This is a genomic window from Nitrosomonas sp. (genome assembly GCF_019752415.1).
Classification (GTDB): Bacteria; Pseudomonadota; Gammaproteobacteria; order Burkholderiales; family Nitrosomonadaceae; genus Nitrosomonas.
The window spans coordinates 12,818-27,905 of sequence record NZ_JAIEME010000059.1 but is presented as its reverse complement, the minus strand read 5'-3'; the positions used below and the strand labels follow the sequence as shown (position 1 = coordinate 27,905).

The 15,088-nt window shown below is 44.1% G+C and carries 17 protein-coding genes; 4 read left to right on the top strand and 13 right to left on the bottom strand.

Annotation, left to right across the window (positions count from 1 at the left end):
- The 6 genes from hslU to K2P83_RS09925 form a co-directional block, all read right to left on the bottom strand.
- Nucleotides 1–1,019: ATP-dependent protease ATPase subunit HslU (gene hslU / locus K2P83_RS09950; protein WP_292928745.1), on the bottom strand; the 1,019-nt coding region annotated here is incomplete at its 3' end.
- A gap of 125 nt (nt 1,020–1,144) precedes the next feature.
- Nucleotides 1,145–1,666 (bottom strand): ATP-dependent protease subunit HslV, encoded by a 522-nt coding sequence (hslV, locus tag K2P83_RS09945; RefSeq protein WP_292928743.1) that lies wholly within the window; start codon nt 1,664–1,666, stop codon nt 1,145–1,147.
- A gap of 79 nt (nt 1,667–1,745) precedes the next feature.
- Nucleotides 1,746–2,639, bottom strand: a complete 894-nt coding sequence (xerC, locus tag K2P83_RS09940; RefSeq protein WP_292928741.1) for a tyrosine recombinase XerC — start codon at nt 2,637–2,639, stop codon at nt 1,746–1,748.
- Nucleotides 2,629–3,333 carry a DUF484 family protein gene (locus K2P83_RS09935; protein ID WP_363279528.1) on the bottom strand — a complete coding sequence of 235 codons (705 nt, stop codon included), beginning with the start codon at nt 3,331–3,333 and terminating at the stop codon, nt 2,629–2,631. The genes xerC and K2P83_RS09935 overlap by 11 nt, the downstream gene beginning before the upstream one ends.
- Before the next feature lie 14 nt (nt 3,334–3,347).
- The gene (gene dapF, locus K2P83_RS09930) at nt 3,348–4,175 is read right to left on the bottom strand and encodes a diaminopimelate epimerase (protein ID WP_292928739.1); all 828 of its coding nucleotides are present in this window, start codon (nt 4,173–4,175) and stop codon (nt 3,348–3,350) included.
- A gap of 450 nt (nt 4,176–4,625) precedes the next feature.
- Nucleotides 4,626–4,889, bottom strand: coding sequence for a hypothetical protein (locus tag K2P83_RS09925; protein WP_292928737.1), 264 nt, complete (start codon nt 4,887–4,889; stop codon nt 4,626–4,628).
- A 238-nt stretch (nt 4,890–5,127) separates the two neighbouring features.
- On the opposite strand from K2P83_RS09925, the gene K2P83_RS09920 reads away from it, so the two are divergent.
- Nucleotides 5,128–5,730 (top strand): hypothetical protein, encoded by a 603-nt coding sequence (locus K2P83_RS09920; RefSeq protein ID WP_292928735.1) that lies wholly within the window; start codon nt 5,128–5,130, stop codon nt 5,728–5,730.
- 170 nt (nt 5,731–5,900) lie between these two features.
- Here K2P83_RS09920 and K2P83_RS09915 read toward each other — a convergent pair whose 3' ends face one another.
- Entirely contained in the window at nt 5,901–6,080 is a 180-nt protein-coding gene (locus K2P83_RS09915; RefSeq protein ID WP_292928749.1) for a hypothetical protein, read from the bottom strand.
- 123 nt (nt 6,081–6,203) lie between these two features.
- Nucleotides 6,204–8,003 carry a DNA helicase RecQ gene (recQ, locus tag K2P83_RS09910; RefSeq protein WP_292928733.1) on the bottom strand — a complete coding sequence of 600 codons (1,800 nt, stop codon included), beginning with the start codon at nt 8,001–8,003 and terminating at the stop codon, nt 6,204–6,206.
- Between the two features lie 330 nt (nt 8,004–8,333).
- On the opposite strand from recQ, the gene glnA reads away from it, so the two are divergent.
- From glnA to K2P83_RS09895, 3 genes are all read left to right on the top strand, one after another.
- Nucleotides 8,334–9,743 carry a type I glutamate--ammonia ligase gene (gene glnA / locus K2P83_RS09905; RefSeq protein WP_292928731.1) on the top strand — a complete coding sequence of 470 codons (1,410 nt, stop codon included), beginning with the start codon at nt 8,334–8,336 and terminating at the stop codon, nt 9,741–9,743.
- Nucleotides 9,744–9,965: 222 nt separating this feature from the next.
- Nucleotides 9,966–10,394 (top strand): DUF4124 domain-containing protein, encoded by a 429-nt coding sequence (locus tag K2P83_RS09900; RefSeq protein WP_292928729.1) that lies wholly within the window; start codon nt 9,966–9,968, stop codon nt 10,392–10,394.
- Between the two features lie 37 nt (nt 10,395–10,431).
- The gene (locus tag K2P83_RS09895; protein WP_292928727.1) at nt 10,432–10,881 is read left to right on the top strand and encodes a DUF4124 domain-containing protein; all 450 of its coding nucleotides are present in this window, start codon (nt 10,432–10,434) and stop codon (nt 10,879–10,881) included.
- A 24-nt stretch (nt 10,882–10,905) separates the two neighbouring features.
- Here the strand turns inward: K2P83_RS09895 and xth are convergent, their stop codons facing one another.
- The 5 genes from xth to K2P83_RS09870 all read right to left on the bottom strand — a co-directional run bounded on the left by xth (nt 10,906) and on the right by K2P83_RS09870 (nt 15,002).
- Entirely contained in the window at nt 10,906–11,673 is a 768-nt protein-coding gene (xth, locus tag K2P83_RS09890; RefSeq protein WP_292928747.1) for an exodeoxyribonuclease III, read from the bottom strand.
- Nucleotides 11,674–11,764: 91 nt separating this feature from the next.
- Nucleotides 11,765–12,058, bottom strand: coding sequence for a hypothetical protein (locus K2P83_RS09885; RefSeq protein ID WP_292928725.1), 294 nt, complete (start codon nt 12,056–12,058; stop codon nt 11,765–11,767).
- 109 nt (nt 12,059–12,167) lie between these two features.
- Nucleotides 12,168–14,093: an ATP-dependent DNA helicase gene (locus K2P83_RS09880; protein WP_292928723.1), complete on the bottom strand. Its 1,926-nt coding sequence runs from the start codon at nt 14,091–14,093 to the stop codon at nt 12,168–12,170.
- Between the two features lie 172 nt (nt 14,094–14,265).
- Nucleotides 14,266–14,568 (bottom strand): RnfH family protein, encoded by a 303-nt coding sequence (locus tag K2P83_RS09875; protein ID WP_292928721.1) that lies wholly within the window; start codon nt 14,566–14,568, stop codon nt 14,266–14,268.
- Complete coding sequence (locus K2P83_RS09870) at nt 14,565–15,002, bottom strand: type II toxin-antitoxin system RatA family toxin (protein ID WP_292928719.1); 438 nt, start codon at nt 15,000–15,002, stop codon at nt 14,565–14,567. Before K2P83_RS09870 ends, K2P83_RS09875 begins: the two co-directional genes overlap by 4 nt.
- Nucleotides 15,003–15,088 lie beyond the last annotated feature (86 nt).

Genomic DNA, 15,088 nt, shown 5'->3' with positions numbered 1-15,088 from the left:
TCACTGACGCTCAGACTGGTTAGTTCTACACGAATGGGAAAGCGCCCCTGCAGCTCCGGAATGAGGTCAGATGGTTTGGACATATGAAATGCGCCACTGGCTACAAATAGGATATGATCGGTTTTGATCATGCCGTATTTTGTTGATACGGTTGTACCTTCAACCAGAGGGAGCAAATCCCGTTGCACGCCCTGGCGTGAAACATCCGCACCTGCACCGCCTCCTGCGCGACTGGTGATTTTATCTATCTCGTCCAGAAATACGATACCGTTCTGCTCCACATTCTGTAGTGTTGTCAGCTTCAATTCTTCATCATTAATCATTTTCGCGGCTTCTTCTTCCAGGAGCATTTTTCTGGCTTCGCGAATCGTTAGCTTGCGGGTTTTCTTTTTATCCCCCGTCATATTCTGAAACATCCCTTGAATTTGCGATGTCAGGTCTTCCATTCCAGGCGGAGCAAAGATTTCCATATTGGCACGCGGCGCGGCCACCTCGATTTCAATCTCCTTGTCATCAATCTCACCTTCGCGCAATTTCTTGCGAAACTTCTGCCGGGTTGTATTATTCTGATCCTCAGCTGTTGAATTCAAATCAAAATCTCTGGCCGCCGGTAGCAAAGCATCGAGGATTCGCTCTTCAGCACGGTCTTCCGCAAGCGGTTGTTTCTTTCTGGTTTCTCTCTCGCGCGATTCTTTAACCGCGGTTTCGGCCAGATCGCGAATAATCGAGTCGACATCGCGCCCCACATAGCCAACTTCGGTAAACTTAGTGGCTTCAATCTTGATGAAGGGAGCATTGGCCAATTTTGCCAGACGACGCGCAATTTCTGTTTTCCCCACACCTGTCGGCCCGATCATCAGAATGTTCTTGGGCGTAATTTCTTGACGTAGCGGATCGGCAATTTGCTGTCTGCGCCAACGATTTCTCAGTGCGATAGCTACAGCACGCTTGGCCGAATCCTGGCCGATAATATGTTTGTCCAGCTCATGGACAATTTCTTGCGGGGTCATATGAGACATAAAGTTAATTCTGTAATAGATAAAATATGAACAGGGTTTCCGAATTACAGATCAAACAATTCGTTGCTCGATCCTTATAGTGATTAGTAATACAAATGTGCGCTTGATAAGTAGACAAAAATAACTCAATCGATCGTTTCGATGACATGATCCTGGTTTGTATAAATACAGATATCCCCTGCGATTGTAAGTGCTTTTTTCACAATCTCTTTGGGCGGCAAATCGGTATTTTCCAATAGTGCACGGGCGGCAGCCAATGCAAAAGAACCGCCACTGCCAATGGCAGCGAGACCTAATTCCGGTTCGATCACATCGCCAGCGCCGGTAATAATCAACGTTGCATCCTCGTTGGCGACAACCAACATGGCTTCCAATCTACGCAAAATCCGGTCTGTGCGCCAGTCTTTGGCTAACTCTACAGCCGCGCGCATAATATGACCATGATGCGCTTCCAGTTTGCCTTCAAATCGTTCGAACAGGGTAAAAGCATCGGCTGTACCACCGGCAAATCCGGCAAGGATTTTATCATGATAGAGTCTGCGAACTTTGCGGGCACTGGATTTGGCCACAACAGCACCGAGTGTTACCTGACCATCACCACCCAATGCAACCTTACGACCACGCCTTACTGAAACAATTGTTGTCATGAAATTTACTGAACGTATTACAAAAGAGCATTATAGCGTATAAAACATAGTCGATTCCGATTGAAAACTCTTTGCGCGCTCAATCTCTTTTTTTTGCCCGTGGATGCGTAGTATCGTAAATTTTTGTCAGATGCTGGAAATCAAGATGAGTATAGATTTGCGTGGAAGTGATATGCGCATGCCCCAGCATTTCCTGAACGGCACGCAAATCACCGCTGGATTGCAGTAGATGGGAAGCGAAAGAATGTCGCAAAATATGCGGATGTACATTTTGATGAATACCCTGCTGCCTGGCTCTGTTTTTCAGGCGGTAGCTGATGGTGCGAGCACTAATCGCGTCGCCGCGCTGCGATAAAAAAAGCGCGGTTACCCCGGGTTTAATTATCAATACGCGTTGTTCAAGCCAGACTTTTAATGCTTGAATCGCGAAAACACCGACCGGGACAATACGTTCCTTCCCGCCCTTTCCAAGAACTCTTACCGTTCCCTCTGCAAAATGGATATCCGCAGGCTTCAATTGCGTCAATTCTGCTAACCTTAAACCGGAAGAATAGAATAATTCGAACATGGCGCTATCGCGTGCCATCAAAATGTCATCTGGCAAGAAAGTCAGTAGCTGCACAGCTTCATCAGGAGAAAGTGCATTGGGCAGTTTTTGTGGTGACTTGGGAACTCGCATTCCATTACAGGGATTTTGCTGATAATGGTGTTTGCGGATCAAGTAATTGTAAAAGCTGCGCCATGCCGATAACATTCTAGTCAAACTTCTACCAGACAATCCTTTGCTATGGAGTTGCGCAATCACATGACGGATATTCAGAAATTGAACCTGCTCCAAATCGTCTTGATTTAAAAGTTTCAGTAGAACGCGAATGTCGCGCGCGTAGTTTTCACTGGTGAGCGGTGACAAACGCCGTTCATAAGTCAGATGATGGATAAATGCTGCGGCAAGTACTTCAGGTCTACTGCTCATTGGTTATGTGATCTTGCATTGCTTCACGGCTTACAGTTTCCACTTGATCATAGCGAGTAATGCTGGTGCACACCAGATCCCCTAACCGTTTTAAATGCAGCGTCCCCATTTCGGGATAAAATCTTTCAGCGTCCGGACTGCCCAAAACAAGCAAACCAATGGTTTTTGCTGTATTCAATGGAATCATGGCGAATGAATTGAGGTGTTCAGCGCCTTCACCAAACCATTGCTTGATCTCTTCCGCGATATGATTGCCGCAATAAGGCTGTGACAAACTTGCAGCAATGACATGAATATCTTCACTGATGGGCGTAAATTCGGTATAGGAATTCTCGCTGCAAGAGATATTCCAGACACGCATTGCCACAAGCGGAACTGCAAAATCTTCTTTCAGGCTGAAATACAACACACTAAAAAACTCGTCCAAACTGGAAGCGGAAAGCAATGCAATAGCCAACCGGTGCATTTTTTCACCAATGGCGTCATTTTCTTCACCAAAACTGATCAGTTCAAGTAATTTATCCTGTAATACGCGATTCCTTTCCCTTAATGAAATCACTTGGCGCTCATTCAGTGAAATCACTTTATCATCCTGGGGATGAGAAATTTGAATATCTGCTAGTAAGTCAGTATATTCATTGAAGAATTGCGGGTGCTCCTGCAGATAGTGCGCGACATCTTCCGGTTTCATCATTCTTCCTTAGTTGGTTACAAATTTATTTCACCTTCAAACACTGTAACTGCCGGACCTGTCATCCATACGGGGGCATCCGCCCCCTGCCAGCTAATTGTCAACTCACCGCCACGTGTGCTGACAGTGACCTGATTGTCCAGCAACCCCAGATTAATGCCCGTAACGACAGCTGCGCAGGCACCTGTGCCGCACGCCAGTGTTTCACCAGCGCCACGCTCAAACACCCGCAATTTGATATGGTTACGATCAATTACCTGCATATAGCCAACATTTACTCTTTTGGGAAAACGCGGGTGTGTCTCAATAAAGGCACCTTCCGTCTCTACCGGCGCAGTTTCAATTTCCTGAACCACCCGTACAGCATGCGGATTACCCATCGACAAAGTGCTTATTGTAACTGGCTTATCCGGCATTTCAAGCGGATAAGTCAAAGCAATTTTCTCAGCGACAAAAGGAATTGCTTCCGGCTCGAATAGGGGTTTTCCCATATTAACCGTGACATTTCCATTGATTTCCAGTTTTGGAGATATTACGCCGCTCAGTGTTTCGATGCGAATTTCATTTTTTTGTGTCAAGCCATGGTCGTGAACATAGCGGACGAAACAGCGTGCACCGTTGCCGCATTGTTCAACTTCACTACCATCGGTATTGAAGATACGATAACGGAAATCAGCCTGACCGGCAGCTTTCTCAACCAGCAATAATTGATCGCAGCCGATGCCGAAATGTCGATCGGCGAGCAAGCGAATCTGTTGCTGATCAAGATTTATCGATTGGTTAATGCCATCCAAGACGACAAAATCATTACCCAAGCCCTGCATTTTGGTAAATTTCAGCTTCATGGATTAAATATCCCAGCGATTCAGTTTTGTTAAGTTCGTTAAGGAAGCTCTGAATAACTGTCATTTCGAGCGTAGCGGAAAATCTATTACGCTGATTCACAAAGATTCCTCACTTTGTTCGGAATGACAAACATGAGTTATTCAGAGTCTTCTTAAATAATCATTCATGATGAAGTCACTATCGATATCCTTAACATATTATCTATAATTTCAAGTCCATGATGCTGATTGGCTGAAACTGCCGTTTGAAATTACGTTTATTGACCGCCAGGATCAGTGAATGGAAGTTATTTCCCCGCATTATATCGATTGCCTCAGTCACCAACAATGCGCCATAAACTTTGCAATGACGAGCACGCTTATAAATTTCTTCTAATCCATTAAGGAAGCACTGAATAATTCACCGCTTAGCAGCGTATCGAGCACGGTTCTTAGATATCTGCGGATCATTTATTTTTTTCCAGTTACCGGCACTTGTCTATTGCGAGCATCACCATAAACAATCGGTCTCTTCCTTGCTAATCTCATTTTTCTAGAAACCTCAGCTTCAGTTTGGTATTTTTTTGCAATCATCGCAAGTGCATTGATCTTTTTCTTTGTGCATCGAATTAAAGAACCTTTAACTTCAATACGGTAGCATCTCTTAGATACAAAACTGAAACTTATCAATAATAAAACAATTGCTTTACTATGATTTCTATCAATACAATCCATTTAATTCCTAATACACGCTCAATCCCCATGTGCCCTTTTCAGACATCTTTATCCGCATATTATTACCCAGAGTTGTATGGATGCGGTTAGACATTTAACTGAGTCACTTGTTAAGAAAGCCATCATCGGTTATGTTTACGGCACTTTGGTGATCTCTAACTAATCCGGTACACCAAAAAAAAGGCGAATCCGAATTGCTGATAGCTAAGCTTCTGTATTAAATTGAATAAGGATAGTTATGCTTTCCAGGACAAAATTGCCAGCACATAAATTCCTTATTGCGATGTGGGTCGGTGTCATCTCTGTTTTCATAGCATTCGGAATGCTGTATCACACAAGCTCGCAAGGTGACTTATCCGAAACCTATCCGAAGGGTTTTCGCGGCGGCGCTTGCACCATAGAAACAGATGCGCTGACTATCGGTTATTCGGGTTATTATCTCCCCAAAGACTATGAATCATCTATCGATACAATCCGATCTCCGTATGTACCCGTCCAATGCGGCAAAGTACCTGAGCCGGCCACACTGAATATTTCGATCGACCTGCTGTACCCGGATTCGGCCCGTGATTTTATGCTGGGGTTGCGTCTAGTACAAGTAGAAATAGATGAGAAAGAGAATCAGAAAGAACACGAGATACTATCTACTCCCACACAGCAACATCGATCAGGAGTGATCACACTGGCATTTAAGTTGCGTGAACCAGGTCAATACATTCTGTATTTAGACGGCAAGAATACCGAAGGCACAGAGCTTCAAGTAAAAATCCCACTGCAAGTTGGCTTAAATTGGATGGATCATCTCAGAAAGAATTTCTCAACCTTCTTAAAAAACTACTAACAATATCACACATTACTTAATATAAATCAACCAGATAAAACCAATAAGTGGTTAATAAATTAACCAGACGCGGAAATCACGAAATTCTAATGATTCGAAAACAAAAAGACCACCGCTCTGGGTGGTCTTTTTTTCTCATATTTTTGAGTGCTTATATTACTTAACTGATATTAATGCCCTGGTTTGCTGGTACCGCCAAAAGGACGTGGATCTTGTCCTTCTTTGAGACATTCGCCATTACCACCAACTCCAAATTCACATTCACCGTTGAAATTTGGATCACCCATATCGGCGTTTGAACAAGCTGCTAAAAATATTACTAAAGTTGCAGCAAAAATTGATAATTTCATCACTTAAAATTCCTTTTTTTAAATTGATCATCATTTCTTCATGAAGTTTGAGTATATAACGGAACTGATCAAATACTCAAGCGCATAGCCTATCCGTATTATTACAATCTATGCTCACAATTGCTAACAACCGCGAAGAATCTCAATCAGATGGTTGCCATACTTATCAAGTTTGCGTGCGCCGATGCCAGTCACCAGGCGCAATTCATCTTCCGTTTTCGGGCATAAACGTACTAGCTCATGTAAGGTAGCATCATGAAAAATCACATAGGCCGGTACGCCATGTTCCTTGGCTGTTTTTGCACGCCATGAGCGTAGCTGCTCCCATAAGTAGCGCTCGGTGGAATCCAGTGGCACCAAGTCATCGGTCTGCCGCTTCCCAGGCGATCGTTCAGGCTTTGCTTGCAGCCGCAAATAAACGCTTTCCTGTCCCTTCAGTACCGCGCGGCTTGCTTCGACCAGCTGCAAGGCGCCGTGACCTTCACTATCTGTCGTCAATAAGCCAAGCGCCACAATCTGTCGAAATACCGCGCGCCAGGTTCGTTCAGGCAGATCTTTACCGATACCAAACGTACTGATTCTATCGTGATGCCATTGTTTCACCCGTTCAGTCAGATTACCCCGCAACACATCAATCAAGTGCCCCGCGCCAAAATTTTGCCCGGTCCGGTAAACACAGGACAACGCTTTCTGCACTTCAACCGTGGCATCCCAGACCTGCGGGGGATTTAAGCAGACATCACAGTTTCTACAGGATACTGTATCGGTCGTTTCACCAAAATAACTTAACAGACGTATTCGGCGGCATGTAGTTGTTTCGCACAGCGACAGCATGGCTTCCAGCTTCTGGGTAGCCACTTGCTTAAATTTTAATTGTGCCTGAGATTCCTCAATCATTCGCCTTTGCTGAATGACATCACCGAGACCGTACACCATCCAGGCATTGGCCGCCTGTCCGTCACGGCCGGCACGACCGGTTTCCTGGTAGTAACCTTCAATACTCTTAGGTAAATCCAGATGCGCAACAAAACGCACATCTGGCTTATCGATCCCCATACCGAACGCAATCGTGGCGACCATGATAATGCCCTCTTCGCGCAGAAATTTTTCCTGATTCTGGCTACGTTCCTGCATGCTCATACCGGCGTGATAAGCCACTGCGCGCATGCCATGATCGACTAGCCATGCCGCCGTCTCCTCCACTTTCTTACGAGACAGACAATAAACAATACCCGCGTCGCCTGGATGTTCTGCTTGTATAAACACCAATAACTGTGACCGGCTGTTGGTTTTATCGATAATTTGATAGCGGATATTCGGACGATCAAAGCTAGAAACAAATACTTTGGCCACATCCAACCCCAATCGCTCAACAATCTCTTTCCGGGTAACCATGTCAGCCGTAGCTGTTAAAGCAATACGAGGCACTTTGGGAAAGCGCTCATGCAATACTGACAATTGACTGTATTCTGGACGAAAATCATGTCCCCACTGCGATACGCAATGTGCTTCATCAATTGCGAATAGTGCAACCGGAATGCGTGTAACCAGGTTCAAGAATCGCGCAGTTAGGAGGCGTTCGGGCGCAACGTACAACAGATCATACTCACCTGCCAGCAGCTTCTGCTCGACTTGCGCGGCATCCTGCTGTGACAATGAAGAATTCAAAACTGCTGCGCGCACCCCGATTTCATTCAGCGCAGCCACCTGATTTTGCATTAATGCAATCAACGGAGAAACAACGATCGCGACTCCGTCGCGCAACAAAGCGGGAATCTGATAGCACAGCGATTTGCCCCCACCCGTCGGCATGAGCACAAGACAATCGCCACCATCACCGAGATGTGCAATGACTTCAGCTTGTTGCCCGCGAAAAGCAGGGTAACCAAAAACTTCTTTGAGTATGTTAAGGGCTTTGGACATTCAAGTTACAACTACTGCAGATTCTCAACTTTCTTCAAGCTCAAGAACCATTTTCCTGATTTTAGATAAAAACAAAACTACGCCCCCGGTCATTACTGTGTGCCACTGACAATTGAACTTCCCATATCGTAATTTTACGAATCATAAAGACTTACATCATGATAATACAGTAGAATACATACACTGGCACCTGCAAGTTTATATTCAATAGGCTTGTTTGATAGTAATCGTTCGTATCGTTTCAAATCATTCATTGTGTTGTGCTGGTATAATTCTATCTAAATGTATTTTTATTTATAAAATTTGTGACGCTAGTCTGGAGAGAGAAAAATGGTCGTAGCTGATGTTTTGAAATTGATTCAAGACAATGAAGTCAAATTTGTTGATTTACGTTTTACAGATACGAATGGTAAAGAACACCATGTTACCGTACCTGCACATACCTTTGATGCAGACAAATTTGAAGATGGCCATCCCTTTGACGGTTCGTCGATAGACGGCTGGAAAAGCATTCAAGCATCCGATATGTTATTGATACCCGATCCTGATACCGCTAATATGGATCCATTCATGGATGAGCCGACACTCTTGATCACCTGCGATGTGGTTGAACCGGCCGACGGAAAAGGATATATCCGGGATCCGCGTTCATTAGCCAAACGTGCGGAAATTTACTTAAAATCAACAGGGATCGGTGATGTCGCTTATTTCGGTCCTGAACCTGAATTTTTCATTTTCGACTCCGTTCGTTGGCATACCGATATGTCAGGCTGTTCGGTTAAAATTGCATCTGAGGAAGCAGCTTGGAGCTCGGCCATTAAATACGAAAGCGGCAATATTGGCCATCGCCCAGCCGTAAAGGGCGGTTACTTTCCCGTACCTCCCGTCGATTCCCTGCAAGATATTCGCTCCGCCATGTGCCTTACCTTGGAAGAAATGGGTATCGGTGTAGAAGTTCATCACCATGAAGTGGCTACAGCGGGCCAGTGTGAAATTGGCACACGCTTTAATAGTCTGGTTAAGCGCGCGGATTGGAACCAGATACTTAAATATGTCGTACACAATGTCGCACACTCGTATGGCAAAACGGCAACTTTCATGCCTAAACCCATCGTCGGCGATAACGGTTCAGGTATGCATGTACATCAATCCATCTGGAAAGATGGCAAGAATCTGTTTTCTGGCAATGGTTACGCCGGTTTATCTGAAATAGCGCTATTCTATATTGGCGGTATCCTGAAACATGCCAAAGCGCTCAATGCGATCACCAATCCCAGCACTAACTCCTATAAACGGTTGGTTGCTGGATTTGAGGCACCGGTCAATCTTGCTTATTCTGCCAGTAACCGCTCGGCTGCAATCCGCATTCCGCACACCAGCAGCCCCAAAGGACGCCGTATCGAAGTGCGTTTTCCTGATCCAACAGCGAATCCATACTTGGCATTTACCGCACTGATGATGGCGGGTCTGGATGGTATCCAGAATAAAATACACCCCGGCGACCCAATGGATAAGAATCTTTATGATTTACCGCCGGAAGAAGCTGCTAAAGTACCCAATTCTTGCGCTTCATTAGATGAAGCTTTGGAATGTTTGGATAAAGACCGTGATTTTCTAATCCGCGGTGGTGTATTTTCTAATGATATGATAGACGCGTTTATTCATCTTAAGATGAATGAAGTGACATTACTTCGTATGACGACACATCCGATTGAATTCGATCTGTATTATAGCCTATAGTCTGGAATAAACCCGGCATCTGGAAAATACTGAGTGGGCAATACAATCAGTACCGAAATATTTACGTACTTAAATCAACAAAATAAGTTAATTTTTCAATTAAGAATAAGTCAATTGCTGTAATAAGTAGGATTTTTGGCTCTTTTTTTTGCCTTGCATTAGAGAAATCATTGATAGACTGATCAAATAGTTGCACTTTTATCGAAATTCTTCTAGCAAAATATGAAAACCAGAACATTGCTTATTCTGTTAGCTTTAATCTTGTTGGGTTATTTACCCAAGGCTATTGCTGGAACAGACATCTACAAACATGTGGATAAAGACGGCAACATTACCTTTACCAATCGTCCAATCAATAATGCGCAGAAATTCTCTGTTGCCTCTTTTTCCCGGAATACTGAGGGATTACAACCAAACTCTCCCCGGGTAAAAGATCCGATACAGAAAGAACGCGATGCCATGCGTCGCCAGATCCTGAAAAAAGAGCTGGTAGCGGAAGAAAAGCTTTTTACCGATACACAAAATTTCCTGGAACAGATCAGTAATCCGCACGAATCAAACACGCATCAGGAAAAGACCGTACAGCTCAGAAACAAATTATTCTTACATCAAAGAAATATATACGCATTAAGAAAAGAGCTCGCTCGATAGATAAGCTGAGAATCACAAACGATTAGAACGGTGAATCATGAAAAGAAATAATTTTTTATTCATTGCCTTAGTTCTTTTCTCCTGCCTGACTCAAGCCGGCGTATATAAACATATCGATGAACGCGGCAACGTAACGTATTCGAATATCCCTTCCAGTAATTCAAAAAAAATTGATCTGCCCCCGATTGTTGTCGTGCCCTCTACCGTCTCAGGAGATATTGACGATAGAATCATGAAAAGAAGGGAAAATGCCAGAATTGAAGAACAGCGTGAGCAGATACAAAGTAAAATTTCTGAAGAAGAAAATCGGCTTAATGAAGTAAAAAACGAATACAAAGACGGCATTCCCGATCGTTTAGGCAGCGAGCGAAACTATCAGAGATACCTTAATCGCGTGGAGCGGTTACGGGAAGAAATCAATGTGCGTGAAAAAAATCTGAATATGCTGAGAAACGAATTCGAGAAATTACCGGGTAAAAGCAATTAACCCGGAAAAGATCATCTCCCGTATTCACACGGTAAGCTCCACGATGACAGGTGCATGATCTGAGGGGCGCTCCTGTTTACGCATCGTTTTATCAATCGCGCAGGTTACACAGCTGCGCGCAAGCTCATTACTGAGCAAAATATGATCAATACGCAATCCGCGATTCAAACGAAAAGCCATCATGCGATAATCCCACCATGTATACGATTTCTCGGACTGTTCAAATAAGCGAAAACTGTCAGTAAACCCTAAATCAAGTAGATTACTGAATGCAGCGCGTTCAGGCTGGCTGCACAATACTTTTCCTTCCCATATTTTAGGATCATAAACATCGCGATCCTCCGGTGCGATATTAAAATCACCCAGTACTGCCAATTTTGAATAATCTTTCAATTCCTGCTTCAGCCATTCGTTCAAAGCAGGTAGCCACCTCAATTTGTACCCATATTTCTCCGACTCAACAGTATCGCCATTCGGAACATACACAGAAATAACGCGCAAATCTCCATAGGTTGCCGCGATAACCCTCTTTTGCTCATCCACAAAACCCGGTATGGCGGTTATTATTCCGCTTCCTTCCTGTTTACTAAGTATCGCAACACCGTTGTAGGTCTTCTGTCCAATAAAAGCCGATTGGTAGCCAATCGCTGCAATTTCACTGATTGGAAAATTATCGTCGGTTAGTTTCGTTTCTTGCAAACATAACATGTCCGGCTGATTCACTCCCAACCAATCAATCACTTGCGGCAATCGCACTTTGAGTGAATTCACGTTCCAGGTTGCTAATTTCATAAGCATTTAGTTACTTATAGTTATTTTATAAAGCCTTCAAAGGCTGTCCACGCCGAATTAATTCATCGCATTATGAATCACTAACAGCAATCTACTTATGCAAGCCATTCAGTTTACGTTTGTTCTCTATTAGCTGGCGCAGCTCACTGATGATCGGTTGCACAATTCCCAGCAAATCCTTCTGCCAGTCAAACTCCAGCTTTTCCGCTGTCTCGGCTTTGTTTAATTCCAGACCAGCAATCAGTATCATTTCAAATGAAGATTCTTGTTCAAGTATCGCATTACCCATTTCATTTATTTCCGCCTGAATCCTGGTTTTTTCCTGCTCTCTTTGTAATAACGGAAAGTCACCCCTATTGGCATTCTTGCTGGTTATAGGAATCATTATTCCGCACAAAAGAAGGCTCGTATACTGATCGCAAATTTTTTACTCATAGTGACCTGAATCAATTACCTAATAATAAGCATCACGCAATCGTTTTAAATTACGACTGTTAACCAGCATTAAAAAAATTCTCAACTTCAGCTAAGTCCCTGGAGCGTTTCATCGGCGGCAGACTTTGCCATATTTGTTTCCCGTAAGCTTTGGTAGTCAGGCGTGGATCGCAAATCATCAGCACTCCCCGATCCGTTTCATCCCGAATCAAGCGCCCCGCACCTTGCTTCAGATTAATGACAGCGCGCGGCAATTGGTACTCCATGAAAGCGTTACGGCCTTCGCTGTTGATTTTCTCAATCCGCGCTGCAAGCACTGGATCATCGGGTGGTGCAAACGGCAACTTATCAATGATGACCAGCGACAACGCTTCCCCGCGCACATCGACTCCCTCCCAGAAAGATTGGCTGCCGATGAGAATGGCATTATTCAATTCACGGAAACGCTCCAGCATGTAAGATCGCGAACCTTGGCCCTGGAGCAATAACGGAAAATCAAATTCATCAGCGGCTTGCAACAATTCGTAGACACGCTGCATCGCACGCAAACTGGTACACAAGAAAAAAGCACGTCCCCGGCTCGCGCGTAATACCGGCAGCGCCGCCTGCACTACCTGATCGGTATAGGTTCTATGCTGCGGTTCTGGCAAGCCAACCGGCACATAAAGCAAGGCTTGTTCAGCAAAATTGAATGGGCTTTCCCAATAAGCTGTTTGTGCAGTAACCAGACCCATTTCTTCATTGTAATGGGTAAAATCCTTTTTAACCGACAACGTCGCCGAAGTAAAGATCCAAGCACGCGGCGATGTGATCATTTGTTTTTGGAAAATCTCCGCAATTGATAAGGGTGTTGCATTCAATTGCAATGCCTGGTTATAAATCTCGATCCAGCGCACATGGCCTTGCATTTCTGTTTCATCCCGCCAGCGTTGTATCAAATACAAATGGTTGGTTGTACGCTGCCAGCAATTTTCCAACCCTTCAGATCGTTCAGCCTGGCTCTCCAATTGTTTGACCAATATTTTCAGCTTTTCCAGCAAGTTATCTAGCGCAGTACTAAAATCCGCATTTTGTTTTATCGCTGCCAAAGATAACCGCGTATTATCTTCCACGACAGTTAAACGTAAATCACGCGCCGCTTTTTCCATCACAGCAATAGCATTTGGCAGTTCAGCAAAATCACCGGCAGCACGTATTGCTTCTACTTTGGCGTCGCGTGCAAGATCCAATAACTGGCCGGTACTAATAGATTCACCAAAAAACAAACTGGCAGTTTCCGGCAATTGATGGGCCTCATCAAAAATGACAGTATTACAGGCAGGCAATAATTCGGACAATCCTTCATCACGTAGCATGACATCCGCAAAAAATAAATGATGATTCACTACGACGACATCGGCCGCCAAAGCTTGTTTGCGCGCTTCCATCACAAAACATTTTTTGTAGCTGGGACACTCGGAACCCAGACAACTGTCACGGGTTGAAGTGACTTGCTGCCAGATGCCCGCATTCTCAGGAACTTCACTGAGTCCGCTTTTGTCACCATTTTTGCTGCTGTTTGCATACCGTTCTATTTGTTGCAAATACTGGATTTCGTCACGAGTAATAAAACTGAGATGCGTATCCTGTAAGGTTCTTTCCAGGTAATAGTGACAGATATAATTGGCGCGTCCTTTTAACAACGCAATTGTGACAGGTATTTTAAGCGCTGCCCGCACAGTCGGAATATCACGCTTAAACAACTGATCTTGTAGTGTTTTTGTTCCTGTAGAAATAATAACTTTACCGCCCGCCAACAAAGCAGGCACCAAATAAGCCAGCGTCTTGCCCGTTCCGGTACCAGCTTCGGCGACCAGAATCCGATGCTTGGCAATCGTATCAGCAATAGCTTGCGCCATCTCCAGTTGCTGAGATCGCGTACGGAATCCGGTAATATGGCGAGAAAGCGTGCCATCAGACGAAAAAATTGAATCAATATCAAACATAAAATAGGGATACCTACAATTCCAAACCAGCAATCCTTGCTTTTTCTGGAACTGCTATCCTTTTTGGAATGAGTCAGGACAGAATACTCGTCATTATACTGTTGCCCATGAATATGGTGCGATCATAAGAGCAAAGAAATAATTTATTGCGAACTGAAAAGAAAATAACTGATCAACGCCGATTTTCTGTGCGCAATGATTTTTTGGCACGTAGTCTTCTGGCTTCCTTTGGGTCGATGATGAGCGGTCGATAAATTTCGACTCTGTCACAAGGTGATAGCCGTGTTTCTGGCTGTGCAAATTTGCCAAAAATACCCAATTTGTTTTTTGTCAGGTCGATTTCAGGAAATCGATCCAAAATTCCAGAATAATTTATCGCTTGTTCAACCGTGCAACCCGCTGATACTTCAAGTTTCTCCAAGATTTGAATGTGCGGCAATGCATAGACGACTTCGACTTGGAAGAACGCTGTCATGGTTTGCCATAGATCACTTCCGCCCGTTCAATAAAATGCTCCACAAAACTATTCGCAATCATATGAAATACGGGCCCAACCAATTTTTCAAGAATTCTGTGTGAGAACGTGTAATGCAGCCGGAATTTTATCTTGCATGCCGTATCGGATAATGGAATAAACTGCCAATAACCATCCAGGTGTTCAAATGGACCATTTAGCAGGCTCATTTCAATCAAATCAGGCGGAAAACGTTTATTTATAGTGGTAAAGCTGTGCTGAATATGATGGTAATCGATCCGAACCGTTGCATGCGTTGTTACTTCATCTTGAGGATCTACAGTAGTACCGCTGCACCACGGAAGAAACTTAGGATACTCCTCAACGTTATCAACCAGCGCAAACATTTGGCTTGCTGAGTATTCGACCAAAACTGATTTTTCTATTTCTGCCATAAAAGTAAATCACCCCGTATCAATGAGGTAATACCGAAAAACTGATAAAATACACGAAATTTTAGTAATTTCCACCCATTTCAATC

Excerpts from the sequence above, each read along its gene's own strand:
- dapF (WP_292928739.1), bottom strand. The coding sequence starts at position 4,175 with ATGAAGCTGAAATTTACCAAAATGCAGGGCTTGGGTAATGATTTTGTC.
- K2P83_RS09885 (WP_292928725.1), bottom strand. The coding sequence starts at position 12,058 with ATGATTCCTATAACCAGCAAGAATGCCAATAGGGGTGACTTTCCGTTA.
- K2P83_RS09875 (WP_292928721.1), bottom strand. The coding sequence starts at position 14,568 with ATGACAGCGTTCTTCCAAGTCGAAGTCGTCTATGCATTGCCGCACATT.
- K2P83_RS09915 (WP_292928749.1), bottom strand. The coding sequence starts at position 6,080 with ATGAAATTATCAATTTTTGCTGCAACTTTAGTAATATTTTTAGCAGCT.
- xerC (WP_292928741.1), bottom strand. The coding sequence starts at position 2,639 with ATGAGCAGTAGACCTGAAGTACTTGCCGCAGCATTTATCCATCATCTG.
- glnA (WP_292928731.1), top strand. The coding sequence starts at position 8,334 with ATGGTCGTAGCTGATGTTTTGAAATTGATTCAAGACAATGAAGTCAAA.
- hslV (WP_292928743.1), bottom strand. The coding sequence starts at position 1,666 with ATGACAACAATTGTTTCAGTAAGGCGTGGTCGTAAGGTTGCATTGGGT.
- K2P83_RS09880 (WP_292928723.1), bottom strand. The coding sequence starts at position 14,093 with ATGTTTGATATTGATTCAATTTTTTCGTCTGATGGCACGCTTTCTCGC.
- K2P83_RS09895 (WP_292928727.1), top strand. The coding sequence starts at position 10,432 with ATGAAAAGAAATAATTTTTTATTCATTGCCTTAGTTCTTTTCTCCTGC.
- K2P83_RS09900 (WP_292928729.1), top strand. The coding sequence starts at position 9,966 with ATGAAAACCAGAACATTGCTTATTCTGTTAGCTTTAATCTTGTTGGGT.
- xth (WP_292928747.1), bottom strand. The coding sequence starts at position 11,673 with ATGAAATTAGCAACCTGGAACGTGAATTCACTCAAAGTGCGATTGCCG.
- recQ (WP_292928733.1), bottom strand. The coding sequence starts at position 8,003 with ATGTCCAAAGCCCTTAACATACTCAAAGAAGTTTTTGGTTACCCTGCT.
- K2P83_RS09935 (WP_363279528.1), bottom strand. The coding sequence starts at position 3,333 with ATGATGAAACCGGAAGATGTCGCGCACTATCTGCAGGAGCACCCGCAA.
- K2P83_RS09870 (WP_292928719.1), bottom strand. The coding sequence starts at position 15,002 with ATGGCAGAAATAGAAAAATCAGTTTTGGTCGAATACTCAGCAAGCCAA.
- K2P83_RS09920 (WP_292928735.1), top strand. The coding sequence starts at position 5,128 with ATGCTTTCCAGGACAAAATTGCCAGCACATAAATTCCTTATTGCGATG.
- K2P83_RS09925 (WP_292928737.1), bottom strand. The coding sequence starts at position 4,889 with ATGGATTGTATTGATAGAAATCATAGTAAAGCAATTGTTTTATTATTG.